This window comes from Thermus brockianus (assembly GCF_001880325.1).
Taxonomy (GTDB): Bacteria; Deinococcota; Deinococci; order Deinococcales; family Thermaceae; genus Thermus; species Thermus brockianus.
The window spans coordinates 1,059,874-1,086,343 of the sequence record NZ_CP016312.1; the positions used below are offsets into that span (position 1 = coordinate 1,059,874).

The 26,470-nt window shown below is 68.7% G+C and carries 24 protein-coding genes and 1 pseudogene; 13 read left to right on the forward strand and 12 right to left on the reverse strand.

The window, feature by feature from the left end:
* Nucleotides 1–35 precede the first annotated feature (35 nt).
* Both A0O31_RS05540 and A0O31_RS05545 read left to right on the forward strand, forming a co-directional pair.
* A complete protein-coding gene (locus A0O31_RS05540; RefSeq protein ID WP_071677011.1) occupies nucleotides 36–1,106 on the forward strand; it encodes a TIGR04053 family radical SAM/SPASM domain-containing protein in 1,071 nt (356 codons plus the stop codon).
* A 28-nt stretch (nucleotides 1,107–1,134) separates the two neighbouring features.
* Complete coding sequence (locus tag A0O31_RS05545) at nucleotides 1,135–1,563, forward strand: c-type cytochrome (RefSeq protein ID WP_071677012.1); 429 nt, start codon at nucleotides 1,135–1,137, stop codon at nucleotides 1,561–1,563.
* 45 nt (nucleotides 1,564–1,608) lie between these two features.
* On the opposite strand, the gene pyk is transcribed toward A0O31_RS05545, so the two are convergent.
* From pyk to dnaA, 4 genes are all read right to left on the reverse strand, one after another.
* The gene (pyk, locus tag A0O31_RS05550) at nucleotides 1,609–3,033 is read right to left on the reverse strand and encodes a pyruvate kinase (protein ID WP_071677013.1); all 1,425 of its coding nucleotides are present in this window, start codon (nucleotides 3,031–3,033) and stop codon (nucleotides 1,609–1,611) included.
* Nucleotides 3,020–4,288, reverse strand: coding sequence for a phosphopyruvate hydratase (gene eno / locus A0O31_RS05555; RefSeq protein WP_071677014.1), 1,269 nt, complete (start codon nucleotides 4,286–4,288; stop codon nucleotides 3,020–3,022). The genes pyk and eno overlap by 14 nt, the downstream gene beginning before the upstream one ends.
* A gap of 50 nt (nucleotides 4,289–4,338) precedes the next feature.
* Entirely contained in the window at nucleotides 4,339–5,457 is a 1,119-nt protein-coding gene (gene dnaN / locus A0O31_RS05560) for a DNA polymerase III subunit beta (protein ID WP_071677015.1), read from the reverse strand.
* Between the two features lie 301 nt (nucleotides 5,458–5,758).
* Nucleotides 5,759–7,072, reverse strand: a complete 1,314-nt coding sequence (gene dnaA, locus A0O31_RS05565; RefSeq protein ID WP_071677016.1) for a chromosomal replication initiator protein DnaA — start codon at nucleotides 7,070–7,072, stop codon at nucleotides 5,759–5,761.
* Nucleotides 7,073–7,124: 52 nt separating this feature from the next.
* Here dnaA and mnmG point away from each other — a divergent pair, with 52 nt between their 5' ends.
* The 4 genes and pseudogenes from mnmG (at nucleotide 7,125) to A0O31_RS05585 (ending at nucleotide 11,213) form a co-directional block, all read left to right on the forward strand.
* A complete protein-coding gene (gene mnmG, locus A0O31_RS05570; protein ID WP_420855814.1) occupies nucleotides 7,125–8,927 on the forward strand; it encodes a tRNA uridine-5-carboxymethylaminomethyl(34) synthesis enzyme MnmG in 1,803 nt (600 codons plus the stop codon).
* A 28-nt stretch (nucleotides 8,928–8,955) separates the two neighbouring features.
* Nucleotides 8,956–9,680: pseudogene (rsmG, locus tag A0O31_RS05575) on the forward strand (16S rRNA (guanine(527)-N(7))-methyltransferase RsmG).
* On the forward strand, nucleotides 9,674–10,423 hold the full coding sequence (gene soj / locus A0O31_RS05580) for a chromosome-partitioning ATPase Soj (protein WP_071677018.1): 750 nt from the start codon (nucleotides 9,674–9,676) through the stop codon (nucleotides 10,421–10,423). The pseudogene rsmG and the gene soj overlap by 7 nt, the downstream one beginning before the upstream one ends.
* Nucleotides 10,407–11,213 carry a ParB/RepB/Spo0J family partition protein gene (locus A0O31_RS05585; protein WP_071677019.1) on the forward strand — a complete coding sequence of 269 codons (807 nt, stop codon included), beginning with the start codon at nucleotides 10,407–10,409 and terminating at the stop codon, nucleotides 11,211–11,213. The genes soj and A0O31_RS05585 overlap by 17 nt, the downstream gene beginning before the upstream one ends.
* Here the strand turns inward: A0O31_RS05585 and A0O31_RS05590 are convergent.
* From A0O31_RS05590 to A0O31_RS13050, 3 genes are read right to left on the reverse strand one after another with little or no spacing between them, the layout of a single operon-like run.
* On the reverse strand, nucleotides 11,201–13,234 hold the full coding sequence (locus A0O31_RS05590; RefSeq protein WP_071677020.1) for a DNA internalization-related competence protein ComEC/Rec2: 2,034 nt from the start codon (nucleotides 13,232–13,234) through the stop codon (nucleotides 11,201–11,203). The two genes, A0O31_RS05585 and A0O31_RS05590, sit on opposite strands and share 13 nt — an antisense overlap.
* Nucleotides 13,221–13,529, reverse strand: a complete 309-nt coding sequence (locus A0O31_RS05595) for a ComEA family DNA-binding protein (RefSeq protein ID WP_071677021.1) — start codon at nucleotides 13,527–13,529, stop codon at nucleotides 13,221–13,223. The genes A0O31_RS05590 and A0O31_RS05595 overlap by 14 nt, the downstream gene beginning before the upstream one ends.
* Nucleotides 13,502–13,765, reverse strand: coding sequence for a hypothetical protein (locus tag A0O31_RS13050; protein ID WP_237259051.1), 264 nt, complete (start codon nucleotides 13,763–13,765; stop codon nucleotides 13,502–13,504). Before A0O31_RS13050 ends, A0O31_RS05595 begins: the two co-directional genes overlap by 28 nt.
* A 422-nt stretch (nucleotides 13,766–14,187) precedes the next feature.
* Here A0O31_RS13050 and A0O31_RS05605 point away from each other — a divergent pair, with 422 nt between their 5' ends.
* From A0O31_RS05605 to pfkA, 5 genes are all read left to right on the forward strand, one after another.
* The gene (locus A0O31_RS05605) at nucleotides 14,188–14,817 is read left to right on the forward strand and encodes a glycerophosphodiester phosphodiesterase (RefSeq protein WP_071677930.1); all 630 of its coding nucleotides are present in this window, start codon (nucleotides 14,188–14,190) and stop codon (nucleotides 14,815–14,817) included.
* Nucleotides 14,818–14,827: 10 nt separating this feature from the next.
* Nucleotides 14,828–15,355, forward strand: a complete 528-nt coding sequence (locus A0O31_RS05610; RefSeq protein ID WP_071677022.1) for an inorganic diphosphatase — start codon at nucleotides 14,828–14,830, stop codon at nucleotides 15,353–15,355.
* Between the two features lie 74 nt (nucleotides 15,356–15,429).
* Complete coding sequence (locus A0O31_RS05615) at nucleotides 15,430–15,924, forward strand: TFIIB-type zinc ribbon-containing protein (RefSeq protein WP_071677023.1); 495 nt, start codon at nucleotides 15,430–15,432, stop codon at nucleotides 15,922–15,924.
* Between the two features lies 1 nt (nucleotide 15,925).
* Complete coding sequence (gene rsmI / locus A0O31_RS05620; protein WP_071677024.1) at nucleotides 15,926–16,723, forward strand: 16S rRNA (cytidine(1402)-2'-O)-methyltransferase; 798 nt, start codon at nucleotides 15,926–15,928, stop codon at nucleotides 16,721–16,723.
* Nucleotides 16,720–17,688 carry a 6-phosphofructokinase gene (pfkA, locus tag A0O31_RS05625; protein WP_071677025.1) on the forward strand — a complete coding sequence of 323 codons (969 nt, stop codon included), beginning with the start codon at nucleotides 16,720–16,722 and terminating at the stop codon, nucleotides 17,686–17,688. The genes rsmI and pfkA overlap by 4 nt, the downstream gene beginning before the upstream one ends.
* Here pfkA and A0O31_RS05630 read toward each other — a convergent pair.
* Genes A0O31_RS05630 through A0O31_RS05650 form a run of 5 tightly spaced genes read right to left on the reverse strand, consistent with a single transcriptional unit; the run spans nucleotide 17,656 to nucleotide 23,283 of the window.
* Complete coding sequence (locus A0O31_RS05630) at nucleotides 17,656–18,129, reverse strand: hypothetical protein (protein ID WP_071677026.1); 474 nt, start codon at nucleotides 18,127–18,129, stop codon at nucleotides 17,656–17,658. The genes pfkA and A0O31_RS05630 overlap by 33 nt on opposite strands.
* A 9-nt stretch (nucleotides 18,130–18,138) precedes the next feature.
* Nucleotides 18,139–20,487 (reverse strand): phenylalanine--tRNA ligase subunit beta, encoded by a 2,349-nt coding sequence (pheT, locus tag A0O31_RS05635; protein ID WP_071677027.1) that lies wholly within the window; start codon nucleotides 20,485–20,487, stop codon nucleotides 18,139–18,141.
* Nucleotides 20,484–21,539, reverse strand: a complete 1,056-nt coding sequence (gene pheS / locus A0O31_RS05640) for a phenylalanine--tRNA ligase subunit alpha (RefSeq protein ID WP_071677028.1) — start codon at nucleotides 21,537–21,539, stop codon at nucleotides 20,484–20,486. Before pheS ends, pheT begins: the two co-directional genes overlap by 4 nt.
* Nucleotides 21,540–21,564: 25 nt before the next feature.
* Nucleotides 21,565–22,224 (reverse strand): DUF5639 domain-containing protein, encoded by a 660-nt coding sequence (locus A0O31_RS05645; RefSeq protein WP_071677029.1) that lies wholly within the window; start codon nucleotides 22,222–22,224, stop codon nucleotides 21,565–21,567.
* A gap of 9 nt (nucleotides 22,225–22,233) precedes the next feature.
* On the reverse strand, nucleotides 22,234–23,283 hold the full coding sequence (locus A0O31_RS05650) for an MFS transporter (protein ID WP_071677030.1): 1,050 nt from the start codon (nucleotides 23,281–23,283) through the stop codon (nucleotides 22,234–22,236).
* Nucleotides 23,284–23,303: 20 nt separating this feature from the next.
* On the opposite strand from A0O31_RS05650, the gene A0O31_RS05655 reads away from it, so the two are divergent.
* Entirely contained in the window at nucleotides 23,304–25,421 is a 2,118-nt protein-coding gene (locus tag A0O31_RS05655; protein WP_071677031.1) for a primosomal protein N' family DNA-binding protein, read from the forward strand.
* A gap of 1 nt (nucleotide 25,422) precedes the next feature.
* Complete coding sequence (alr, locus tag A0O31_RS05660; RefSeq protein WP_071677032.1) at nucleotides 25,423–26,469, forward strand: alanine racemase; 1,047 nt, start codon at nucleotides 25,423–25,425, stop codon at nucleotides 26,467–26,469.
* Nucleotide 26,470: the final 1 nt, after the last annotated feature.

Consider the following 26,470-nt stretch of genomic DNA (forward strand, 5'->3'; position numbering starts at 1 on the left):
CACCTGCCCTTCCCCCCCTTCCCTACGCTAAGGGCATGAAGCCCGACCTCCACCGCTTTCCCCTCCTGGTGGCCTGGGAGATGACCCGGGCCTGCCTCCTGGCCTGCCAGCACTGCCGGGCCTCCGCCGTGCCCGACCCCCTTCCCGATGAACTGTCCACCGCGGAAGGCCTTAAGCTCCTCCGGGAACTCGCCACCTACACCCCCAAGCCCATCCTCCTCCCCACGGGGGGCGACCCCCTGGCCCGTCCCGACCTCTTCCTCCTCCTGGAGGAAGCCCAGCGCCTGGGCCTCAAGGTGGGCATTACCCCCGCCGTCACCCCAAGGCTCACCCGGGAGGTGGTGGCCCGCTTCCGGGAACTGGGCGTCCACCAGATGGCCATCTCCCTGGACGGGGCGAGCCCCGAGACCCACGATGGCTTCCGCGGGGTGCCGGGCACCTTCGCCCTGGCGCTAAAGGCCCTCACCTGGGCCAAGGAGGTGGGGCTTATGACCCAGGTGAACACCACCGTGACCCGGCGCACCGCCAAAGAGCTTCCCGGAATCGCCGAAATCCTTTCGAAAAAGGGCGTGGCCACCTGGGAGGTCTTCTTCCTGGTACCCGTGGGCCGGGGAGCCTTGCTGGAGCAACTCTCCCCCGAGGGGTACGAGGAGGTGATGCACCTCCTTTACGAGCTCTCCCGCCGCCACCCCTTCCAGGTGCGCACCACGGAAGGCCCCATGTTCCGCCGCATCGTTCTGGAACGCCGCCAAAGGGAGGGCGGGCAAGACGGCGCCCTGGTGGGCGAGGGGCGGGGTGTCCACGTTTCCGATGGCTTCGGCTTCGTCTTCGTGGCCGCCAACGGGGAGGTCTACCCCTCGGGCTTTCTTCCCCTTTCCGCCGGAAACGTGCGGGAAACGCCCCTCTTGCAAATCTACCGCGAAAGCCCCATCTTCCAGTCCCTGCGCAACAAAGCCCTCCTCAAGGGAAAATGCGGGGTTTGCGAGTACCGGGAGCTTTGCGGGGGTAGCCGGGCCCGGGCCTATGCGGAGACCGGGGACTATCTGGAATCCGATCCCCGTTGCGCCTACATTCCCAGAACCTGGGGACAAATGCCCCTGGCGTAGACCGGCGCAGTCCTCCTATCCTGGAGCCATGCGGCGCCTTTTGCCCTTTATTTTCCTCGCCGGCCTCTTCGCCCTCGGGCAAAGCCCTGGGGCCAAGCTGTACTCAGCCAACTGCCAAAGCTGCCACCAGGCCACGGGCCAGGGCATCCCCGGGGCCTTCCCGCCCCTCACCCACCTGGACAAGGTGGTCCAGGCCAAGGGGGGCCGGGAGTACCTCATCCGGGTGGTCCTCTATGGCCTCCAGGGCCCCCTCACCGTAGAGGGCAAGACCTATAACGGGGTCATGCCCCCCTTCCGGCAGCTTAAGGACGAGGAGGTGGCCAACCTCTTAAACCACGTCCTGGCCACCTTCGCCAAATCCAAGGCCAAGCCCATCACCGCCCAGGAGGTAAAGGCCCAAAGGGCCAAACCCCTCTCCCCGCAGGAGGTGCTCAAGTCCCGTCCCCCGGTCAAGTAGACCGGTGTACTCCCTCCCCCCGGGGCCTTTAGGCCCCGGGCCCTTTTAGCTCACCCTTTCTACCCGGATCAGGTTGGTGGTTCCCCGCACCCCGAAGGGCACCCCGGCGGCGATGACCACCCGCTCCCCCACCTGGGCCAGGCCCAGGGCCTTTACCTCCCTAAGGGCAATCCGCACCATGTCGTCCGTGTCCTGGGGGTCCGGGGCCAGGTGGGGCAGGACGCCCCACACCAGGGCCAGCTGCCGCCTCACCTCGGGGCTCGGGGTAAGGGCCAGGATGGGCACCTGGGGCCGGGTGCGGGCCACACGCCGGGCCGAGCCCCCGGTGGCGGTGAAGACCACGATGGCCCGCGCCCCCACCGCCTCCACGATGTCGTCCGCCGCCTGGGCAATGGCGTCTTGGGTGGTGGGGGTGGGCGCGGGGCGCAAGACGTTGAGTTTCTGCAAAAACTCCGGGGAGGCCTCCACCGCCCTGGCGATGCGGGCCATCATGGCCACCGCCTCCACGGGATAGGCCCCGGCGGCGGTCTCGGCGGAGAGCATCACCGCGTCCGAGCCGTCAAAGATGGCGTTGGCCACATCCGAGGCTTCGGCCCGGGTGGGGCTTGGGTTCTGCACCATGGACTCCAGCATCTGGGTGGCGGTGATCACGGGCTTCCCGGCGGCGATGCACCTCAGGATGAGCCGCTTTTGCACGATGGGAACCTCCTCTAAGGGCATCTCCACCCCCAGGTCCCCCCGGGCCACCATGATGCCGTCCGCCTCTTCCAGGATCTCCTCAAACCGGTGCACGGCGGAGGGCTTCTCCACCTTGGCCATGAGCTTGGCCCGGGAGCCGTAACGGGAAAGGTAGTGCCGGGCCAGGAGGAGGTCGTCCCGGGTGCGCACAAAGGAGACCGCCACCCAGTCCACCCCAAGTTCCGCCCCCAGGGCCAGGTCCTGGATGTCCTTCTCGGAGAGGGCGGGGATGGAAAGGTCGGCCCCGGGAACGTTAATGCCCTTGTGGTCGGAGAGGACTCCCCCCACCTCCACCACGGTGTGGATCTCGTCCCCCACCACCCTTTCCACCCGAAGGCGGATCCGGCCGTCGTCCAAGAGGAGGACCTGTCCAGGAACCACGTCCTCGGGAAGGCCACGGTAGCTGATGGAAACCTGGGTCTCGTCCCCCTCCACGGGCTTCCGCGTGAGGATAAAGGCTTGGCCCGGCTTGAGCTCCACCCGCCCTTCCTTGAAGCGGCCCACACGGATCTTGGGGCCTTGGAGGTCCTGGAGGATGGCCAGGGTCTTGCCCAGCTCCTCCTCCACCTCCCGCACCAGGGCCACCCGCTTCTTGTGGTCCTCCGGGGTGCCGTGGCTGAAGTTCAAGCGGAAGACGTCCACCCCCGCCTCCGCCAGGGCCCGGATTACCTCCTTGGTGCTGGAGGCAGGCCCCAAGGTGGCCACGATCTTGGTGCGCTTAAAAGGCGCCATAGCCGGGGAAACGCGCCGCCTTACCCAACTCCTCCTCAATGCGCAGAAGCTGGTTGTACTTGGCAAGGCGGTCGGAGCGGGAAAGGGAGCCCGTCTTGATCTGGCCAGCGTTCACCGCCACCGCCAGGTCGGCGATGAAGCTGTCCTCGGTTTCTCCCGAACGGTGGCTGATCACCGCCCGGTAGCCGGAGCGCTGGGCCAGGCGGATGGCCTCGAGGGTCTCAGAGAGCGTACCAATCTGGTTCACCTTGACCAGGATGGCGTTGGCCACCCCCCGCTCAATGCCCTGGCGCAAGCGCTCAGGGTTGGTGACGAAGAGGTCATCCCCCACGAGCTGCACCCGGTTGCCCAAGGTTTCCGTAAGAAGCCGCCACCCCTCCCAGTCGTCCTCCGCCAGGCCGTCCTCAATGGAGCGGATGGGGTACTTCTCCACCCAAGAGGCCCAGAAGGCCACCATCTCCTCGGAGGTAAGGACCTTTCCCTCCCCTTCCAGGTGGTACTTGCCGTCCCGGTAGAACTCGCTCGCAGCTGGGTCCAGGGCTAAGGACACCTCCTCCCCCGGGGTGTACCCCGTCCGCTCAATGGCGAGGAGGAGCAGCTCCACCGCCTCCTCGTTGCGCTTGAGGTCGGGGGCAAAGCCCCCTTCATCCCCCACGTTGGTGCTGTAGCCCCGCTCCCGCAAGACCCCCTTGAGGGTGTGGAAGACCTCCGAACCGATCCGCAAGGCTTCCGCAAAGCTTTCCGCCCCAGCGGGGACCAGCATGAACTCCTGGAAGTCCAGGCGGTTGTCCGCATGCTTTCCCCCGTTGATCACGTTCATCAGGGGCACCGGCAGGACCACCCCCTGAATCCCACCCAAATAGCGGTAAAGGGAAAGCCCCAAAGCCTCCGCCGCGGCCCTGGCGGTGGCCAGGGAAACGGCCAGGATGGCGTTTGCCCCCAGGTTGGCCTTGTTGGGGGTGCCGTCCAGCTCCAGCATGGCCCGGTCCACCCCCTCCTGGTCCAAGGCGTCCCGGCCTATGAGCTCGGGGGCAATACGCTCCAGGATGTTTTCCACTGCCCGGCGCACTCCCTTGCCCAGGTAGCGCCTACCTCCGTCCCGAAGCTCTAAGGCCTCGTGGGTACCCGTGGAAGCCCCAGAGGGCACCATGGCCCGCCCCCGGGCACCTCCCTCCAGCTCCACCTCGGCCTCCACCGTGGGAAAGCCCCTGGAGTCCAAGACTTCCCGTGCCTTTACGCTCACGATCGTGGTCATGGGTCTCCTCCTGCGGCGTGGAAGCGCTTCACGCCCCCTTGGCCCTTAGCTTACACCCTCAAGGGGACCACCACCGCCTGGTAGCCTAGGCCCTCCTCCGCCGGGCGGATTAGGCTCGGGCTTGTGGGCCCGGAAAGCCAGAGGGCGGCCTGGCCCGAGATGGGCCCCAAGGCCTCCAGGAGGTAGCGGGCGTTGTAGGCCACGGCGAGGGGCGTTCCCTCCAAGGCCACGGGAAGCTCCTCCTGGCCCTTGCCGTAGTCCCCTTCCGCCGACAGGAGAACCCGCCCCTCCTGGAAGAAGAGGTCCACCCGGTGGTTCTGCCTGTCAGCCAGGACGCTTACCCGCCGCAAGGCCTCGCGGAAGGCCTCGGCCTCCAGGGTGGCCTTTAGGGGAAACTCCTTGGGGATGACCCGCTCGTAATCGGGGAACTCCCCCTCCATGAGCCTCACCGCTAGGCGCACCCACCCCTCCCCTTCCCGCACCGCCAAGCCCAGGGTGCCTGGGCCCAGGGCCAGGACCACCTCCCCCGCCCCTACCCCTTTGAGGACCCGGGCCACCTCGTCCACGCTGCGGGCGGGGACCACGGCCTTCTTCTGGAAGGGCTGGGGCCTTTCCAGCTGGTAGAGGGCCAGACGGTAGCCGTCTGAGGCCACGCTCCGCATGCCACCCTCGGAAAACTCCAGCTGCACCCCGCGGAAAATGGCCCGGTACTCCTCGTGGCTGGCGGCGTAGCGCACGTGGGTAAGGGCCCGGAGAAGGTCTTCCACCGGCAAGGTGGTCTGCCAAGGGTAGGTTTCGGAGGGGTGAGGCTCGGGGAAGGAGAGCTCGGGGTACCCCTCCGTGGGGGCCAGGGCGAGCCGGGTACGAAAGGCGCCGGAAACGAGCTCCAGGTCACCGCCCAAGACTAGCTCCACCTGCTCCCCAGGAAGGCTCCGCACCAGCTGGAAAAAGGGCTGCGCCGGTACCAGGTAACGCCCTTCGCCTTGGACTTCGGCCGGGAGGCCGGCCTCGAGGTCCACCTCCCCGTTGCTTCCAAAAAGCACCAGGGCATCTTGGCCTAGGGCGAGGCCCAGGTAGGTGAAAAGGGGGTTGGAGCTCCGCGAGGGGATGACCCTCTCCAGGAAAGAGAGGCGTTCGGCCAACAGGTTTTTGGGAAGGATTACGCGCATTATCCGTTCCTCCTTTTTCTGTTACTACGGTTTTCTTTTTTTAAAGATCTTAAAAGATAGTAGCCGTAGTAGTAGGGCCTGTGGATATGTGGATAAGGGGGCAAAAACCCCGTCCTGCACGGCAAAGGGCTTGTGGATAACTCTTGTGGATAACTGGCCTTGGCCTGTGGATAAGGTGTGGATAACTGGGCAGTTATCCACAGGCTCCGGAAGGGCCTTAGTTTTCCACAGGTTGTCCACAAGGTTATCCACAGGAAAAGCCCGGTTATCCACAGGTTTATCCACAGGTTATCCACAGGGGTCATACCAGGGTCTCCTTAAGCCGCCGGAGGAGGCTTTGTACTTCCCGGTCGCTCTCCGAAAGCTCCTGGATCTTCTGGATGGCGTAGAGGACGGTGGTGTGGTCCCGGCCGCCGAAAAGTTGACCGATTTCCGGCAGGGAGGAGCGGGTAAGCTCCCGCACCAAGTACATGGCGATTTGCCGCGGGAGGACCACCTCCTTCCGCCTGCCACCCCCCACGAGGTCTTCGGGGCGGAGGGCGAAGTGCTCCGCCACCTTGCGCACGATCTCCTGGGGGTCCACCTCCACCTCCCGGGGGGCGAAGATCTCGGAAAGGGCCTTGGCGGCCACGGCCCGGGTGAGCTCCACCCCGTTCAGGGAGGCGTAGGCGATGGCCCGCATGAGGGCCCCTTCCAGTTCCCGGATGTTGGAGGTCACCTGGCGGGCGATGTACTCCAAGACCTCCTCGCTCACCCTTAGGCCCCGTTGCTCGGCGTTCATCTTCAGGATGGCGATGCGGGTTTCCAGGTCGGGGGGTTGGATGTCCGTGATGAGGCCCCACTCAAACCGGCTCCGCAGGCGGGCCTCGAGGGTGAGGATGTCCTTGGGCGGGCGGTCGGAGGAGAGGATGATCTGCTTGTGGGCTTCGTAAAGGGCGTTGAAGGTGTGGAAGAACTCCTCCTGGGTGCGCTCTTTGCCGGCGATGAACTGGATATCGTCCACCAAAAGGAGGTCCACGGAGCGGTAGCGCTCCCGGAACTCCGTCATCCGGTCCTCGCGGATGGCGTTGATGAGTTCATTGGTGAAGGTTTCTGTGGAAACGTATTCAATTTTTAGGTGGGGGAAGCGCTTGGCCACGGAATGGCCCACGGCGTGCATCAGGTGGGTCTTCCCCAGGCCCACGCCCCCGTAGATGAAAAGGGGGTTGTAGGCCCGCCCGGGGGACTCGGCCACGGCCACCGCCGCCGCATGGGCCATGGAGTTGTTGGGCCCCACCACGAAGTTCTCAAAGGTGTACTTGGGGTTTAGCCTGGGTTGGGCGGGTTCGGGGGAGGGGGCGGCCTGGAAGATGTCCTCCTGCACCGGGGTACCCGGAACCACCTTGAGCTCAAACCGAGGGGCCTGGGCCCCCAGGAGGCTCAGGCTTTCCTGGATGAGCTCGGCGTAATGCCGCCGGATCCAGTCCAGGGCGAAGGAGGTGGGTACCGCCAGTTCCAAGACCCCGTCCCGGATGCCCAAGGGGCGGATCCGCTCAAACCAGGTGTGGTACTCCACCTCGGTGATGTTGCGGCGGATGTGTTCCAGGACGTGTTGCCAAACGGCTTCGTGGGTCAAGGCTACCCCCCAGCGTTCCGAGGGAACATTCTACGGCAGGCCTTGGGCTAAAGTGGAGGGCGGGATGGGGTACGACGTGGTGGTGGTGGGTGGAGGGCACGCCGGCCTCGAGGCCGCCTGGGCCGCGGCGGCCTTGGGGGTACGGGTAGCCCTGGTCACCGTGAACCCGGAGCGCATCGGCACCATGCCCTGCAACCCCGCCGTGGGAGGGCCGGGCAAGAGCCAGCTGGTGGCGGAGGTGGTGGCCCTGGGAGGGCTTATGGGCCGGGCGGCGGACGCCACGGCCATCCACACCCGCATGCTCAACCGCTCCAAGGGGCCTGCGGTGCAAAGCCTTAGGGTCCAGGTGGACCGGGACCTCTATGCCCTAAAGGCCCAGGAGATCCTGGCCGAAAGGCCCATAGAGGTCCTTAGGGGGGAGGTGGCGGCCCTGTGGGTGGAGGGGGGAAAGCTTCTTGGGGTGCGCACCGTGGACGGCCGGGGCATCCCCGCCAAGGCGGTGGTGGTGGCGGGGGGTACCTTCCTGGGCGGGGTGGTCTGGTACGGGCGGCGTTCCCGGCCTGCGGGCAGGCAGGGCGAGCCCCCGGCCCGGTTCCTCTCCCAAAGCCTAAAGGCCGTGGGCCACACCCTCCGCCGCTTCAAGACGGGGACACCCCCCAGGATCCGGGCGGACTCCGTGGACTTTGAGCGCCTGGAGGTGGTGCCCCCCGAGGTGCCGCCCGGGAGTTTCACGGGAAACCCTGGGCCTTTTGCCGCAAAGCTACCCACCTGGCAGACCCGCACCACGGAGAGGACCCACCGGCTTATCCGGGAAAACCTCCACCTCTCCCCCCTCTACGCCGGGGACATCGTGGGAATCGGCCCAAGGTACTGCCCCTCCATTGAGGACAAGGTGGTGCGCTTTGCCGACAAGGAAAGCCACCTCCTCTTCGTGGAGCCCGATGGCCTCGCCACCAGCGAGGTTTACCTGCAGGGGTTTTCCTCGAGCCTCCCCCCCGAGCTGCAGGAGGAGATGGTGCGAAGCCTTCCCGGGTTTGAGCGGGCGGTGATCCAGCGGTACGCCTACGCCGTGGAGTACGATAGCCTGGACCCCACGGAGCTTACCCGGGGCCTCCAGTCCCGCTTCCTTCCCGGGCTTTTCGCCGCCGGCCAGGTGAACGGCACCTCGGGCTACGAGGAGGCGGCGGCCCAGGGCCTCTTGGCGGGGCTCAACGCCGCCCGGTACGCCCTGGGCCTGCCCGAGGTGCACCTCCCCCGGGAAAGCGGCTACATCGGCGTCCTGGTGGACGACCTGGTGGGCCGGGGCACGGACGAGCCCTACCGGATGATGACCTCCCGGGTGGAGCTCCGCCTCCTCTGCCGGGCGGACAACGCCGACGAGCGCCTTATCCCCTTGGCGGTGGCCTGGGGCCTGAGGTCCAAGGAGGACCTCGCCCGGGTGGAGGCCAAGTACCGGCGGGTGGCGGAGGAGCTAAGGCGCCTAGAGGCCTTGCGGATAGAGGGGGTGAGCGGCCTCCAGTGGCTTAGGCGTCCGGAGAACACCTACGAGGCCCTTTTGGAACGCTTCCCACCCCCTTCGCCCCTCGCGCCGGAGGAGGCCTACCAGGTGGAGGTGCGGGCCAAGTACGCCGGGTATATTGAGCGGCAGGAGAGGCTCAGGGAGAAGATGCGGGACCTCGAGGCCCACCCCATCCCCGAGGGCCTGGACTTCCCCAAGGTTCCCGGCCTTTCCCGGGAGGCGGTGGAGAAGCTTTCCCGCCTCCGCCCCCGTACCGTGGCCGAGGCGGCACGGGTTCCCGGCATTCGCGATTCCGACCTCACGGCCCTCCTCGTCCACCTGCGGAGGCTCGCCTGATGTTTCCCGTGAAACAGGAGGGTGGGTCGTGGGGCTGAGCCCAGAGGGCGTCCGGCTCCTCCTGGAGGGGGGAGGGGCCTTGGGCCTGGACCTAAGCCCCCACGTGCCTGCCTTCTCCCTTCTTTACGACCTTTTGGTGGAGGGGAACCGCCGGGCGAACCTCACCGCCTTGCGCACGGAAAGGGAAGTGGTGGTGAAGCACTTCCTGGACTCCCTCACCCTCCTCGCCCTGCCCCTTTGGGAAGGGCCCTTAAGGGTCCTGGACTTGGGCACGGGGGCGGGGTTTCCCGGCCTGCCCCTGAAGATCGTGCGCCCGGAGTTGGAGGTGACCCTTCTGGACGCCACCAAGAAGAAGGTGGACTTCGTGGCGGAGGCGGTGGCCGCCCTAGGGCTAAAGGGGGCCAAGGCCCTTTGGGGAAGGGCCGAGGTCTTGGCCCACGAACCGGCGCACCGGGAGGCTTACCACCGGGTGGTGGCCCGGGCCGTGGCCCCCATGTGCGTGCTGGCGGAACTGGGCCTCCCCTTCCTCGCCTTGGGGGGGTCATGGTGGCTCAGAAGGGGCCGAAGGTGGCGGAGGAGCTCGTCCCTTTGCCCAACGCCCTCCCCTCCTTGGGCGGGCGCATGGGGGAGGTGCGGCGTCTCACCCTCCCTGAAGGGGAGGAACGGTACCTGGTGGTCCTCCAGAAGGAGGCCCCCACCCCGCCCCGCTACCCTAGGCGTCCCGGCCTTCCCGAGAAACATCCCTTATGCTAAAGACCAAGGTGCGGCGGATCGCCTTGGTCAACCAGAAGGGGGGTGTGGGGAAGACCACCACCGCCATCAACCTGGCCGCCTACCTGGCCCGCATGGGGAAGCGGGTCCTCCTCGTGGACCTGGATCCCCAGGGCAACGCCACCAGCGGCCTTGGGGTGCGGGCGGAGCGGGGCGTTTACCACCTCCTCCAGGGCGAAGCGTTGCCGGGATTGGTGAGGGAGGTAGACGGTTTCCACCTCCTTCCCGCTACCCCCGAGCTGGTGGGGGCCACGGTGGAGCTGGCCGAGGCGCCCACGGCCCTTAGGGAGGTCCTGGAGGACCAGGCTTATGAGTTCACCCTGCTGGACGTTCCCCCAAGCCTCTCCCCCATTACCCTGAACGCCCTGGCGGCGGCGGAAGGGGTGGTGGTGCCGGTGCAGGCGGAGTACTACGCCTTGGAGGGGGTGGCGGGGCTTCTCGCCACCTTGGACGAGGTACGGAGCCGCCTCAACCCTTCCTTGCGGCTATTGGGCATCCTCGTCACCATGTACGATGGTCGCACCCTGCTTTCCCAGCAGGTGGAGGCCCAGCTCCGGGCCCATTTCGGGGAGAAGGTGTTCTGGACGGTGGTCCCCCGCAACGTGCGCCTGGCGGAAGCCCCCAGCTTTGGCCGAACCATCGCCCAGCACGCCCCCACCTCCCCCGGGGCCCACGCCTACCGCCGCCTGGCCGAGGAGGTGATCGCCCGTGTCCAAGAAGGCTAGCGGCCTAGGGAAGGGCCTCGAGGCCCTCCTGCCCAAATCCTCAGGAAGCGCCGTGCGCCTTCCCCTCACCGCCATCCGTCCCAACCCCCAACAGCCCCGGCGCCGCTTCTCCGAGGAGAGCCTAGCGGAGCTGGCCGCCTCCATCCGGGAAAAGGGCCTTCTCCAGCCCCTCGTGGTGCGGCCCAAGGGGGACGGGTACGAGCTCGTGGCCGGGGAGAGGCGGTACCGGGCGGCCATCCTAGCGGGGCTCACCGAGGTGCCCGCCCTGGTGCGGGACCTCACGGACCAAGAGGCCCTGGAGCTCGCCCTGGTGGAAAACCTGCAGCGGGAGGACCTCACTCCCCTCGAGGAGGCCCGGGGTTACCAGGCCCTTTTGGGCATGGGCCTCACCCAGGAGGAGGTGGCCAAGCGGGTGGGGAAGGCGCGTTCCACGGTGGCCAACGCCCTTAGGCTTCTGCAGCTGCCCGAGGAGGTCCTGGCGGCTTTGGAGGATGGGCGGATCACCGCAGGCCACGCCCGGGCCCTCCTCATGCTGGAGCCCGAGGACCGGCTTTGGGGGCTCAAGGAGATTTTGGCGAAGGGGCTTTCCGTGCGCCAGGCAGAGGCCTTGCGCGACCGGCTTTCCCGGGAGCGGAAAGCCCCCGAGCCTTCCCCCTTGGCCTTGGAGCTTTCCCGGCACCTGGGCCTGCCCGTGCGGGTGGTGGGGGGGAAGCGGGGCAGGGTGGTGATCCACTACCGCTCCCCGGAGGAGCTCGCCGCCCTTTTGGAACGGCTTGGCTACCAGGCGTAGCCGAAAAGGACCCGCACGGCCCCATCCCGGTCGGTGCGGAAGACCTGGACCCCGCGCCCCTCAAGCCGCTTTACGACCTCCGGATGGGGGTGGCCGAAAGGGTTGTTGCCCACGCCGATCAAGGCGACCTTGGGCTTGGCCTGGGAAACCAGGGTTTCGGAGGTGCCCGTGCGGGAGCCGTGGTGGCTCACCTTAAGGACGTCCACCGGGCCTACCTCGAGGGCCCTTTCCACCTCCACGGGGAGATCGGCGAGGAGGAGGGCCTGGCCTCGGCCAAAGTCCAGGAGGAGGGCGAGGCCATCCCGGTTTTCGTCACGGCTCAGGCGGGCGGGCCAGAGGACCCGCACCTCCCCCTTCCCCACCCGGAAGCGGCTTCCCGCTCCTGGATAGAGGGTGGGCACACCCTTGGCCTTTAGGGCCTGGACCAGGGGGTGGTCCTGGGGGAAGGCGGGGGAGAGGAGGGCGAGGCCTATGGGAAGCTCGGCCACCACCTGGGGCAGGCTCCCCGCGTGGTCGGCGTCGGGATGGGTGGCCACGAGAAGCTCTAGGTCCTCTATCCCCAGGGCGCGGAGGGCCCTTAGGAGCTTTTCCGCCTGCTCGCTCCGCCCACCGTCCACCAAGACCTCCGCCCCGCCCATGCGGGCGAGGAGGGCGTCCCCCTGGCCCACGTCCAGGAGGTGGAGGTCCAGGGGTTTGGGCCAGGCGGCGAGGAGGCTGGCGAGGATGGGGAGGGAGGTGAGGAGGAGGGCCTTGCGCCAGGGAATCTTGCGGTGAAGGGCGGCGAGGAGGGGAAGGAGCCCCAGGTAGTAGAGGGCGAAGCCCAAAGGGGAGATCTCCCCCCATCTCAAGAGGGGCCCCTTGGCGCCCATCTGGGCGAGGCCCAAGAGGGCTTGCCCCAAGGGTTCCGCTAGGGGGGCGAGGAGCCCCCCCAGGAAGAGCTTGAGAAACCCCAAGGGGACCAGGAGGGCCACCAGGGGGAGGGCGAGGAGGTTGGTGAGGGGCGAGAGGAGGGGCAGGAAGCCGAAGCGGTGGAGGAGGAGGGGGACGAGGAGGGCTTGGGCGGCCAGGGTGGCCGCCAGGGCGCTGGCCACGTAGCCTCGAAGCCCTGAAGGCCGTTCTAGGGCAGGGAGGACGAGGGCCAAGCCCAGGACCGCTAGGTAGGAGAGCTGCAGGCCTAGGCTTAGAAGGGCGTGGGGAGCGAGGAGGAGCTGGAGGAAGAGGGCGAGGCCCAGGGCCTGGAGCACCCCGGCCGTTCCCAGGCCCAGGAAAAGCCCTAGGAGGGAGAGCCCCGCCATGAGGCTTGCCCGCACCAGGGAGGGGCTTGGCCCGGCAAGCCATAGGTAAAAGGGCAGGAGGAGAAGGGCCAGGAGGTAGCGCCACCGCCCTAAAGGGAGGACGAGGACCGCCCCCAGCAAAAAGCCCACGTGGAGGCCCGAAAGGGCGAGGAGGTGGGCGAGGCCTGCTTTCTGAAACCAGGCGTAGGCCGCCTCGAGGCCCTCCTTGTCCCCCAGGACGAGGCCCTCGGTGAGCTCCGCCACGGGCGGGGAGAGCCCCTGGACGAGCCGCCTTCGCCAGGCCTCCCGGGGGTCGGGCAAAGGGGCTAGCGCCTCCTTCTGTTCCACGTGAAACACCCCCCGTACCCCCAAGGAGCGGAGCCAGGTCCCTTGGTCAAACCCCCCGGGGTTGCGCCTGGTTTCGGGCGGGGCGATGTACCCAACGAGGCGGTAAACCCCGTCGGGAAGGGGCGGGTAGTGGCGCACGTAAAGGCGGTACCCCTCGGCGGAGGTAAACCCGCCCCGCACGGCAAAGACCCCCTCAAGCCTCTTCCCATAGGGGGGCTCGGGGAGGGGGAAGAGGAACCCGCGCAGGAGCACCAGGGCGAGCCCGGCCGCCAGGGGCAGGCGGAAGAGGGGGAGAAGGGGCAGGGCGAGGAGGAGGGCCCAAGGGTGGAGAAGCCCTAGCGCCCCCAGGACGCCCCCTAGGCCAAGCCCTAAGCCCAGGCCTCCCCTAGGGGCGGACATACGGCCGGAGCTTCTCTAGGGTGGCGGGGCCGATGCCCTTCACCTTGAGAAGGTCTTCCACCCGCTCGTACGGCCTCCCCTCCAGAATGCGCCGGGCCAGGACCGGGCCCACGCCGGGGAGGGCCTCCAGCGCCTCGAGGCTCGCCTGGTTCAGGCTCACCGGCTCAGGCGGTGGCGGGGTGAAGGCGGCCTGGACATAGGTTTCCACCCGCACCGCCTTGGGGCTTGGGGCCACCTTGGGCCAGAGGCTGAGGAGGGCCAAGAGGGCTACCGCCAGGAGGTAGCCAAGAACCACTCCGTCAAGGCGAGGCCGAGCCCCCCGAGCACCACCCCGGCCAAGGCCCAGGGGTCGGCCCCGGGGTTCAGGGCCACGAAGGCCACGGTGTAGCCCAGGGTGAGGAGGGCGAGGACCCGGAGGGGTAAGGCCAAAGGGGCGCTCCGCCCCCGGGGCGCTGCCAAAGGGGGGGCCTCCTTGGGGGGTTCCGGGGCGGGCTCTCCTTGGGGCGGCTCGGGTTCCGGGGCCAGTTCCACGGAGGCCCGCTTGGGGGGCGTATCCTCCTCCCAAAGGGCGGGCTTTGGGGGGCAGGGGGGTGCTGGGCTCCGGGGGTTTGGGCGGCGCCGGGGGTGGGGTGCTCGTGGCCCTGCGGGCCCGGGCCACGTGGGGCTTGAGCCCTTCCAAGAAGGCCTTGAGCTCCTCCAGGGGGAAGGCCTTCAAGGGGATCTGCAGGGAGGCCTCCTCCCCCTGCACCCAAAGGGTGCCCTCCTCCCCCCGGCCCACCCGCCGGATGCGGGCGAGTTCCACGCGCTGCACGCCCCCTTCGTCCACGAAGACCAGGTGCGTTTCGGTGACCGCCAGGAAACCGCCTGGCCCCTCGAGGCGGGCCAGGGCCCTTTCTCCCAGGCGGGAAAAGGCCTCTTCATACTTGCCCATGGCCCCATTGTATACTTCCCCCGTGCCCTTGCGCTTGGGCCACCGCGGCGCCCCCCACCTTGCCCGGGAGAACACCCTGGAGGCCTTCCGGAAGGCCTTGGAGGCGGGGCTGGACGGGTTTGAGCTGGACGTCCAGTTCACCCGGGACGGGGTTCTGGTGGTCCACCACGACTTCACCCTGGACGGGGTTCCCTTGGCCCAACAGAGCCGGCGGGAGCTTCCCGCTTACATACCCACCCTCGAGGAGGTCCTGCAGGCGTTTCCTGGGGCCTGGATCAACGTGGAGCTCAAAAGCCTTCCCCCGGAAACCGACGGCCGGGAGGAGGCCTTGGCCAGGCTCCTCGCCCGCTACCCCTCAGGGAAGCTTTGGGTGAGCTCCTTTGACCCCTTGGCCCTGGTGCGCTTAAGGCGCCTCGGGGTGCGCCCCTTGGGCCTCCTTTATGAGCGGGAGGAGGCGGAGGCCCTGGCCCCTTGCCTCGGCGTGGAATGGCTCCACCCCGAGGCCTCCCTCCTCACCGAGGAGAGGGTAAGGTCGCTCAAGGGGCGCTACCGCCTCCTGGCCTGGACGGTGAACGAGCGGTCCCAGGCCGAGGCTCTGGCCCGCTGGGGGGTGGATGCCTTGGTGGGGGATTTCCCCGAGGCCCTCGTATAATGGGGGGGCTATGGCGAACCTGAAGACCCTCCCCGTGGGCGAGAAGGCGCCGGAAGTGGTGAACATGGTCATTGAGGTTCCCCGGGGCTCTGGGAACAAGTACGAGTACGACCCCGGGCTCGGGGTGATCAAGCTGGACCGGGTCCTGCCGGGCGCCCAGTTCTACCCCGGAGACTACGGTTTCATCCCCTCCACCTTGGCCGAGGACGGGGACCCCTTGGACGGCCTCGTCCTCTCCACCTACCCCCTCCTGCCCGGGGTGGTGGTGGAGGTGCGGGTGGTGGGCCTCCTCCTCATGGAGGACGAGAAGGGCGGGGACGCCAAGATCATCGGGGTGGTGGCGGAGGACCAGCGGCTGGACCATATCCAGGACATCGCCGACGTCCCCGAGGGCGTGAAGCAGGAGATCCAGCACTTCTTTGAAACCTACAAGGCCCTGGAGGCCAAGAAGGGCAAGTGGGTCAGGGTCACGGGCTGGCGGGACCGGGCCGCCGCCTTGGAGGAAGTCAAGGCCTGCATCGCCCGCTACGGGAAGTAGGCCACCTTGGGGCCTTCCCCGCCCGGCCTCTAGGCCGGGCTTTTTGCGGCGTAGAATGGCCCTAGGAGGGGTTTATGGTCTGCCCGGTGTGCGGGGAAGCGCTGGACCTGGAGGGGTACGAGGCGGGGGATCTTTTGGACTGCGAAGCCTGCGGGGCCGTCCTGCGCCTCCTTTCCGACGGTACCCTGGAGGTGGTGGAGGTTCCGGAGGAGGAGAGGGAGCCCCTTTGGGGCCTTTCCGCCTACGGGGAAGGGGAGGAGGCGGTCTTGGTCTTTTCCGATGGCACCTTGGAGGAAGCGGTGCGCGTGCCCAAGGTGGCGCTTGGGGAAGCCCTTCGCCGCCTGGAGGAAGGGACGGGGGAGGAACCCCCGAAGGAAGCCGAGGACGAGCCCAACCTGGAGCCCGACTACCTCACGGCCCACGTGGATAGCGACCAGGGCGTCTTGGCCCTACGGCGGGTGGTTTTCCCCGGGGCCCAGGACCTCTTGGAGTTCACCCTCCCCTCGGGTTCCGTCTACGAGTTTCCCTTCCGCCAGGCCATAGCGGTCCTTAGGCCCATCCTCCTCTAGCGTGCGCCTCGTCCTCGTCCCCACCCCCATCGGCAACCTGGAGGACATCACCTTAAGGGCCTTAAGGGTACTGATGGAGGCGGAGGTGGTGGCCTGCGAGGACACCCGGCGCACGGGTATCCTCCTCCGCCATTACGGCATCCCCACCCCCACCCTGCGGCTGGACCAGCACACCCTAAAGAGGGCCAAGGACCTCCTTTCCCCCTACACCTACGTGGCCTACGCCACGGACGCCGGCACCCCGGGCATCTCCGACCCCGGGGCGGAGTTGGTGCGCCTGGCCTTAGAATGGGGCTGGCGGGTGGAAGCGCTTCCCGGGCCCACCGCCCTCATCCCCGCCCTGGTGGCCTCGGGCCTGCCCACCCACCGCTTCACCTTTGAGGGCTTTCTGCCCAAGGCGGGGAGGGAGCGCAAGGAAAGGCTTCTCGCCTTGGCCAGGGAGGGGAGGACGGCGGTGCTTTACGAGAGCCCCCATCGCCTGGCCCAAACCCTCGAGGACCTCCTGGCGGTCTATGGCCCCGAGCACCCCGTGGCCGTGGCCCGGGAGCTTTCCAAGGTGCACGAGGAGGTCTTCCGGGGGACCTTGAGGGAGGCCCTGGAGCGCTTCCGGGAGCCTAGGGGGGAGTTCGTGCTGGTCCTCGGGCCCAAGGCGGGCCCGCCCCCTGCGGGAGAGGCCTTGGCGAGGGCGCTTCGGGCGGAGGGGCTTAAGGGGAAGGCCCTGTTCCAGGCCCTTCGGGAGCGGGGGGTGCCCCGGAACGAGGCCTACCGGCTTTCCATGGAGGAGGTGGAGGAGGCATGAGGCGCATCGGGGTTTTCACCAGCGGGGGGGATGCCCCCGGCATGAACGCCGCCATCCGGGCGGTGGTGCGGCAGGCCTACGCCTTGGGGATTGAGGTTATTGGCATAAGGCGGGGCTACGCCGGGATGATCCTGGGGGAGATGGTGCCCTTGGGGGTGCGGGACGTGGCCAACATCCTGCAGCGGGGAGGGACCATCCTCCTCACGGCCAGGAGCCAGGACTTCCTCACCCCCGAGGGCCGGGCCAAGGCGGCCAAGAAGCTTTTGGAGGCGGGGATTGAGGGCCTCGTGGCCATCGGGGGGGATGGCACGTTCCGCGGGGCCATGCGGCTTATAGAGGAACACCGCATCCCCGTGGTGGGGGTGCCGGGCACCATTGACAACGACCTCTACGGCACCGACTACACCATCGGCTTTGACACCGCCGTGAACACCGCCCTCGAGGCCATTGACCGCATCCGCGACACCGCGGCCAGCCACGAGCGCGTCTTCTTCATAGAGGTTATGGGCCGGAACGCCGGTTTCATCGCCTTGGACGTGGGCCTGGCGGGGGGGGCGGAGGTCATCGCCGTGCCCGAGGAACCCGTGGATCCCAAAGCCATCGCCGAGGGGCTTCTGGAGTCCCAGCGGCGGGGCAAGACCAGTTCCATCGTGGTGGTGGCCGAGGGGGCCTACCCTGGGGGGGCGGCGGGGCTCCTCGCCGCCATCCAGGAGCACGTGGCCGTGGAGGCCCGGGTCACGGTCCTCGGCCACATCCAGCGGGGCGGGAGCCCCACGGCCAAGGACCGGATCCTGGCGAGCCGCCTGGGGGCGGCGGCGGTGGAGGCCTTGGCTGCCGGGACGAGCGGGGTCATGGTGGGGGAGGTGGAGGGGGAGGTGGAGCTCACCCCCCTCAAGGAGGCGGTGGAAAGGCGCAAGGACATCAACCGCTCGCTACTTTCCCTTTCCCGGGTGCTGGCCCTCTAGGGCCAGGGCCTTGCGGAGCCAAGGGGTGCTCCAGGCCAGGCGGAAGGCTTCCCGGGCGAAGGGGCTTTGCGCCACCCCTTGGTAGATGGGGGTGGGGAGGGTGGCGGCGGGGTAGCGGAGGGTCCCCGCCCCCGTCCTTTCCCAGGGGTAGCCCGTCCAGAGGCTTAGGGCCAGGAAGAGGCCCAAGAGGAAGCCGCCAAGGGTTCCCAGGGCGGCCTCGAGGCCCCGGGAAAGGCGGGTCAGGGGGAGGCTTTTCCCCAAAAGCCCTGCCCCCAGGCCCAGGGCCAGGGCCACCCCCCACCCCGAAAGCCCCAGTTGGGCGAGGAGCACGTAGAGCACCAGGCCCGCCCCCACAAAGCCCATGACCACCCCAGCCCGGAAGCCCAAGGCCAGGCCCAGGGCCAGGCTGAAGAGGGCCAGGAGGTCCACCCAGGTGAGCATGGATAGATTCTACCCCCTTATCTCCCAGCCCCGCTCCTGCACCGCCCGGAAGGCCTGGGCCATGGCCTGGTCCACCTCTTGGTCGGTGAGGGTGCGCTCGGGATGGCGGAAGCGGAGGTGGAAGGCGAGGCTTTTGGTGCCGTCCTTGAGGGGCGGCCCTTGGTAGAGGTCAAAGAGGGCGAGGCTTTCCAAATAGGGCCCCGCCGCTTCCCGCAGGACCCGCTCCACCTCCAGGTAAGGGGTGGCCTCGGGCACCACCACCGCCAGGTCCCGCAGGGCCAGGGGGTAGCGGGAGGGGTCTTGGAAGCGGAAGGCCTTCTCCGGAAGGGGCAGGAGGAGCTCAAAGACCCACACCCGGGGAAGCTCCAGTTCCCTTAGCACCTCGGGGTGGACCTCCCCCAAAAAGCCCCGCTCCTCTCCCTCCACCCGGAGGCGGCCCGAGACCCCGGGGTGGAGGAAGGGGTAGGGGTGGGCCTCCACCTCCGCCCTTAGGCCCAGCCGGGCGAAGAGGGCTTCCAGGAGGCCCTTGAGGAGGGGGTAGCCCGAGAGCTTCTCCCCGAAGGGAAGCCCCACCCCCTCGCCGAAGAGGAGGCCCGCCAGATGGGTTTCCTCCCGCACCAAAGCCCCTTCCACCCCGTAGACCCGGCCCATCTCAAAGAGGAGGGCCCGTTCCGGCTTGTCCAGGGCCAGGTTTTCCCTTAGGACCTTGAGGAGACCGGGGAAGAGGTGGGTGCGCAGGGCGGCCTTCTCCGGGCTCAAGGGGTTTAGGAGCCGCAAAGGGGGTGGGGGAAGGCGGAAGCGGGAAGCCTCCTCGGGGTCAAAGAAGCTATAGGTGTAGACCTCTTGGAAGCCGAGCCCTGCCAAAAGCTCCCTAAGGCGCCGCTCCCTTTGGTAAGGCCTGCCCACCCCCCGGTTGTCGGGGGCAGGGAAGAAGGCGGGGAGGGAAAGGGGGATGGTTTCGTACCCCTGGATCCGGGCCACCTCCTCCACCAGGTCCTCCTCCAAGGTGAGGTCCAGCCTGCGGCTTGGCGGCGTCACCCGGTAGGGGCCTTCCCCCTCCACCCGGCAGCCCAGGCGTTTCAGGATGGCCAGTTGCTCCGCTTCCGGGTAGGCGGTGCCGAGGAGGCGGTTGGCGTAGTCCGGGCGGAAAGGGATAGGCTTGGGCGGGGTGGGCTGGCCCGCCTCTAGGATGCCCTCTGCCACCCGAGCCCCCGCCAAGGCCTGGAGGAGGCTTAGGGCCCGCCTTTGGGCGGGAAGTTGCCCCATGGGGTCCACCCCCCGCTCAAAGCGGTGGCTAGCCTCGGTGCGAAGCCCGTGGCGCCGGGCGGTCTTGCGGATGGAAACGGGGTCAAACTGGGCCACCTCCAGGGCGATGGCCTCCGTGTCCTCCCGCACCTCGCTTTCCGCCCCGCCCATGACCCCGGCGAGGCCCAAGGGGAAGCTCTCCTCCCCCCGGTAGCCGGCGATGAGGAGGTCCTCGGGGTGGAGGGTCCTTTCCACCCCGTCCAGGGTGCGAAGCCTTTCCCCGGGCCTTGCCCGCCGCACCAGGATGCCCTCGCCCAGGAAGCGCAGGTCAAAGGCGTGCATGGGCTGGGCCCTTTCCAGCATCACGTAGTTGGTCACGTCCACCACGTTGCTGATGGGCCGCATCCCCGCGGCGAAAAGGGCCCTTTGGAGCCATAGGGGGCTTGGGCCCACCTGGAGCCCGAAGGCGTAGCCCAGGGTGAAGTGGGGGGCGCCTTCCGGGTCCTCCACCCGAAGCCCAAAGGGAAGGGGTACCGCCTCGGCCTTTGGGTGGGCCTCGGGCTCCTTCAGGGCATAGCCCAGGGCGTGGAGATCGTAGGCCAGGCCCAGAAGCCCCAGGGCGTCGGGGCGGTTGGGGGTGACCTCCAGGTCCAACACCACCTCCTCGGGCCAGGCCTCCGCCAAGGGGGTGCCGGGGGGGAGGGCTTCCCAGGGGAACGCCAAAAGCCCCCCGCCGTACTCCCCCACCCCGAGCTCCTTGGGGGAGAGGGCCATGCCGAAGGAGACCACCCCTTGGATGCGCCTCTCGCCGACCTTGATCCCTCCAAGCTCGGTGCCGGGAAGGGCCAGGGCCACGGCGATGCCCGCTCGGGCGTTTTCCGCCCCCGAGACCACCTCCACCACCTTCCCCGCGTCCAGCACCAGGCGCTTGAGCCCCGTGCCGGGGATGGGGCTCGCCTCCAGCACCCGGGCGAAGACCACGCCCTGGGGGATGGAGAAGATGCGCTCTATCCGGTCCGTTTCAAACCCCAAGCCCGCCAGGCGCTCCTCCAGGACCTCGGGGCTTTCCAGCTCGGGCACGTATTCTTTAAGCCAGGAGAAGGGCACCCTCATAGAACCCCCCTAAACTGCTCCAGGAACTTGAGCCTTCCCCCAAAGAAGTAGCGGATGTCCGGGATGCCGAAGCGGAGCATGGCGAGCCGCTCCACGCCCAGCCCGAAGGCGAAGCCCGTGACCCCTTGGTAGGCCGGGGGAAGGCCCAGGCGCTCCCGATAGGCGTCCACCGCCTGGAAGACCTTGGGGTGGACCATCCCCGCCCCCCCGAGCTCCAGCCACTTTTCCCCCTCCGGCCACCAGATGGCGAACTGGGCGCCCGGCTCCACGAAGGGGAAGTAGACGGGCTGGAACCGCACCCGGGCCTCGGGGCCGAAAAGGGCCTGGGCGAGCTCTAGGATGGCCCCCTTCAGGTGGGCCATGGTGATGCCCTCCCCCACCACGAGCCCCTCCAGCTGGTGGAAGACCGCCTCGTGGGTGGCGTCCGTCTGCTCAAAGCGGAAGACCCGCCCGGGCACCACGATGCGGAAGGGGGGGGTGTGGGCCACCATGTAGCGCACCTGCATGGGGGAGGTATGGGTGCGGAGGAGAAGCCTCCCCTCCGCCTCTTCCCCCAGGGGGCCCGGCACCCGGTAGGCCCCTTCCAGCCAGAAGGTGTCCCACATGTCCCGCGCCGGGTGGTGCTCGGGGATGTTCAGGGCGTCAAAGTTGAAGAGCTCGCTCTCCACCTCGGGGCCCTCCACCGCCTCGTAGCCCAGGGCCTGGAAGATGCCCACGAGCTCCCGTTCCATCAGGGTGATGGGGTGGAGCCCCCCGGGGAAAAGCCTAACCCCCGGCAAGGAGACGTCCAGCCTCTCCCGCTCCAAAGCTGCCCGTAGGGCAGCTTCCTCTAGCGCCTTTGCCTGTTCCTCCAGCGCCCTTTCCAGGGCTTCCTTGAGGGCGTTGAGCTCCTGCCCCCGCTTTTTCCGCTCCTCCAAGGGCAGGTGGGCGAGGGCCTTCATGGCCTCGGTGAGGAGGCCTTTTTTGCCTAGGTAGCGGGCTTTCAGGGTTTTTAGGGCCTCGAGGTCCTCTGCCTCGCGGATGGCGGCCAAGGCTTCTTCCAGCTCCCGCATCCCTTAGAGGATACCCCGAAAGCCTTTAGAGGGAGGCGGCGAGCCTCTGGAAGAGGGCCGGGGCCTCCGGGGCTTTTCCCCCATCCCGCCAGGCGAAGCGGAGGTCCTTTAGGGGGCCCTCCCCGACCCCCATGCCCCGGGGGAAGAGGGGGCGGAGGTCCAGCGGCCTCACCTCCTCCCCGCCAAAGGCCTCGTGGAAGCGGGCCACCTCCTTCTCGGGGCCGAAGTGGTAGGCGTAAAGCCACCAGGCCTCCCCCTCCTTTAGGGCGAAGAGGAAGCGGGGGGAAGGGGAAAGGGCGGGAAACTCCCCCGAAAAGGGGCGGCGGAGAAAAAGCGAGGCCTGCCCCGGCCTTAGGCGGAAGACCACCTCTAGGGCCTCCCCCAGGAGGCCGAAGCTTCCCACAAAGGGGCGCACCAGGTCATATCCCTGGACGTTTTTCACCACCACCCCTCCGGCCCGGACCACCCGGCCCTTGGGGGTGCGGAAGGTGAGGCCCAGGACCTCGGCGGGGAAGAAGAAGTTCTGGGCGAAGCCCCCTCGGGCCACAAGCCCCCCTACTCCCCCGGGGAGCTCCACCGGGGGAAAAGGCGGGTATAGGCCCGTGCCCTTCAGGGCCTCGAGGACGGCGAGGAGGTCTACTCCCGCCTCGGCCACCAGGTACTGGTCGGCGGCGTGGAGCTCCATAGGGCCAATCTAGCGCACCGGGGCGAGGAGGAAGGCCAAGACCGCCAGGCCCATCCCCACCCCCACCGCCAGGGGGAAGCTGTGGAGGAAGAAGGGGTAAAGGAGGCCCGCCAGGGTTCCCCCCAGGTAGAAGCTCGCCACGTAGGTCCCGCTCACCCCCGCCCCCCTCCGCCCCGCCGCCCCCGAGGCCAGGCTCTGGGCGGTGAAGAGGGCGGCCATCTGGAGGACGAAGCCCAGGACCAGAAGGGGCGGGGGCAGGAGGAGAAGGCCTAGCCCCAGGAGGACCAGGAGGAAGGCCAGGCGGAAGGTGGCCACCGCCCCAAACCGCCGGGCCAGGACCCCGGAAAGGGCGCTACCCGGGATGCCGAAGAGGTAGGCCAGGTAGACCAACCCCACCTCCCCCGGGCCATACCCCCACTCCAGGAGGCGGTAGGGGAGGAGGTTGGCGAGGAAGAGGTTCAGAAAGAGGAGGATACTCCCCACGGCGTAGAGGGGAAAGGCCCTTGGGTCATACCGGGGCCTTCCCAAGGGGGGAAGGCCGGCGGGGGCCCGGAGGACGAGGAGGCCGAGGAGGAGGGCGGGAAGGGAGAGGAGGAAAAGCGCCCCCCGCACCCCAAGTCCCTCCGCCAAAAGCCCCGCCAGGACCCGGCCGAGCCCCCCGCCCAGGACGTTGCCCGCCATGTAAAGCCCCGCCATCTCCAAGGCCCTCTGGGGGTAGAGCACGGGAACCAGGGCGATGGCCAAGGTGGGCACCAGGGCCGCCCCCACCCCTTGGAGGAGGCGGCAGAGGGTCCAGAGGGGAAGGCTGGGGCTAAAGGCCCCCAAGGCCCCGCCCAGGCCCACCAAGAGGAGCCCTCCCCCCAGGAGCGCCCCCCCGGGCCACGGGAGGCGGGGCACCAGGGGGGAGAGGAGGACGAGGAGGAGGAGGGGAAGCCCCATCCCCGGCCCCGCCGCTCCCGGGGGGGCGCCGTGGAGCCTTTCCAGGAGGGGAAGAAGGGGTACCACGGCGTAGAGGGCGCTGTAGAGGGCCACGCCGGAGAGGAGGACGGCCAGGCGCATCCCCCTTATGCTAGGCCCATATGCGGGTCCTGCAGGTGGCCCTGTCCCTGCCCCTTCCCCCCATGAGCTACCTGCCCCCCTTGGGCGCCGAGGGGGAGGAGGCCTTGGGGCGGCGGGTGGCGGTGCCCTGGCGGGGGGAGGTGCGGCTTGGGGTGGTGGTGGGGGAAGGGGGTGGGCCCACCCACACCCTGCGCCACGCCATCGCCTACCTGGACCAGGGTCCCTACCTGCGCCCGGAGGAGATCCTTTTCCTGGAGGAGGCTGCCCGCTACCTCTTTGCCCCCTTGGGCCAGGTCCTTTCGGACTTCCTTCCCCCCTTTCCCGAGGTGCGCCACCGGGTGCGGCTTTACCCCGGGGCGGACCCAAGCCGCTTGCCCCGGGGCCTCGAGGCCCTCACGGACTGGCAGGAGGCCAAGGGGTTTGACCCCAAGGCCCTGGACCTCCTCCGGGAGGCCGGGCTTTTGGAGGAGGAGGTGGCCTTCAAGGAGGGGAAAAGGGTCCTGTTGCCCCTTAGGGAGGCCCACCCCGACCCGGAGCTGGACCGGGTGCTCCGGGTGCTTTCCTCCCTCGGCCAGGCGGAAAGCCTCGCCGCCTTGGCCCGGGCGGCGGGGGTAGGGGTGGGGCGGGTGAAGCGGCTTCTGGCGGAGGGGTATATCGGCTACGGCCCCCCCTCTCCCCCGCCCCGGGAGGGGAGGCCGGTGGCGCCCCTTTTCCTCCCCGAGCGGCCCGGCCGGGTGAACGGGGGGCGGTTTGGGGAAAGGGTGCGCCTCCTCAAGGGACTGGTGGCGGAGGGGGACCACCTGGTCCTCTTCCCCGAGGTGAGCCTTTTGGAGAGGTTTTTGGCCCATTTCCCCGAGGCCAGGCCCTACCATGGGGGGCTTCCCCCTTGGGAGCGGGAGGCCCTTTTCCGGAAGCCGGAGGGCCTGGTTTTCGCCACCTACCCCGGCCTCCTCCTCCCCTTCACCCCCCGCTCCCTGGTGGTGGTGGAGGAGGGGAGCGAGAGCTACAAGCTCCCCTCGGGCACCCGGGCCTTCGTGCCCCCCTTGGCGGAGATGCGGGCGAGGCTTTTGGGCATCCCCCTCACCTACCTCTCCCAGGTGCCCTCCGTGGAGGTCCTGGAGCGGCCGGGCCTCACCTTCCCCGTGCCCAAGCCGCGGCTTCTCCTTTTGGACCTCCGGCGGGAGAAGGGCTTTCCCCTGGTGGGACGGGCCTGGGCCCTCCTCCAACAGGTGGAGGAGAAGGGGCGGCAGGCCCTGGTCCTCGCCCCCCGCAAGGGGTATAGCGCCCTCCTCCTCTGCGCCGACTGCGGCTACAAGCCCACCTGTCCCAACTGCGCCCTCCCCTTGCGCTACCACAAGGGGGGGAAGGGGAGGCTTTTGTGCCACCAGTGCGGCCACGAGGAGGCCCCGCCCGCCCTCTGCCCGGTGTGCGGCTCCACCCTCCTGGAACCCAAGGGGCCGGGGTTGGAGTGGCTCCAGGAGGTTTTGCGGGAAAGGCTTGGCGTGCCCGTCTACCGCTACGCCAAGGACGCCAAGGACGACCTCACCCCCCTCCTGCAGGGGGCGCCGGGGGTGGTGGTGGGGACCACGGCCCTCCTCCGGGGCCCCGTGCTCCCCGAGCTCGCCCTGGTCCTCCTCCCTTACGCCGAGGGGTTTCTGCTGGAGGCGGACTTCCGGGCGGCGGAGCGGTACCACCGGCTCCTCTGGGCCCTCACCGAGCTCCGCCCCGGCAGGAAGCCCCTCCTCGCCCTCCAGACCTACCACCCGGACCACCCCGCCCACCAGGCCCTCCTGGAGGGGAGCGTGGAGGCCTTCCCCTGGGCGGAGAAGGCCCTGCGGGAGGCCTTGGGCTACCCGCCCAAAGGGCGCATGGTGAAGCTGGAGGTGGCCCACCGCAAGGAGGAGCGGGCCTTGGCGGAGGCCTACGCCCTCTTGGAGGCCCTAAAGGGCGTGGCCGAGGAAGGGGAGGTCCTGGGCCCCGCCCCGGCTCCCGTGCCCCGGGTGAAGGGGCTTTACGTCTACCATCTCCTCCTCAAGGGGAGCACGGAGCGGCTCCACGCCCTCCTCTCCCGCCTGGACCGCCGCCGCTTTAAGCTGGACCCCGATCCCCACCGCTTCGTGGGGCTTTTGGGGGACTAGGATGGAAAGGGCCTGGATAGAGGTGGACCTAAAGGCCCTTTGGGCCAACTGGCGCCTCCTTGCCGCCAAGGCCCGGGGGGAGGTGATCCCCGTCCTCAAGGCGGACGCCTACGGCCACGGGGCCTTGCCCATCGCCCGCTTTCTCCTGGAAAGGGGGGCGAGGCGGGTGGCGGTGGCCACGGTGGCGGAGGGGCGGGCCTTGCGGGAAGGGGGGGTGGAGGGGGAGGTCCTCCTTTTGGGAAGCCTCCACCCTTTGGAGGCGGAGGAGGCCCTTAGGTGGGGCCTCACGCCCACCCTCTCCACCCTCGAGGCCGCGGAGGCCCTGGCGGGGCGGGCGAGGGCCCTGGGGCTCACCCCCCGGGCCCACCTCAAGGTGGACACGGGGATGAACCGGGTGGGCTTCCCCTTTGAGGAGGCCCTCCCCGCCCTGCGGGCGGTGGAGGCCTTGGGCATCCGGGTGGAGGGGGTCTACAGCCACCTGGCCACCGCCGGGGAGGATGCGGCCTTCGTGGAGGTGCAACGCCGCCGCTTCCAGGAGGTGCGCAGGGCCCTTGGGGAGGGCTACTTCTACCACCTGGAGAACTCCTATGGCCTCCTCCTCCACGGCGGGGAGAACGTGCGGGTGGGGCTTGCCCTTTACGGCCTCGTTCCGGGCTTCGGCCTAAAGCCCATCCTCCGCCTCCTCGCCCGGCCCACCCTGGTGAAGCGGCTCAAGCCGGGGGACCGGGTGGGGTATGGGGGGGAGTACGTGGCCAAGGGGGGGGAGTGGCTCGCCACCCTCCCCGTGGGCTACGCCGACGGGCTTCCCCGGGGGGCGGTGGCCTGGGTCAAGGGGCCCTCCGGGGAGCTCTGCCCCGTGGCGGGCCGGATTTCCATGGACCAGACCACGGTCCTCCTCCCCGGTCCCGTGGGCCTCGAGGCGGTCTTTGAGGTGCTCTCCGCCGACTTCGGCCCCACGGGGCTTTGCGCCTGGGCCGAGGCCCGAAGGACCATCCCCTACGAGGTGGCGGTCCACCTTTCCCGGAGGCTTCCCCGCTTTTACCTTTAGG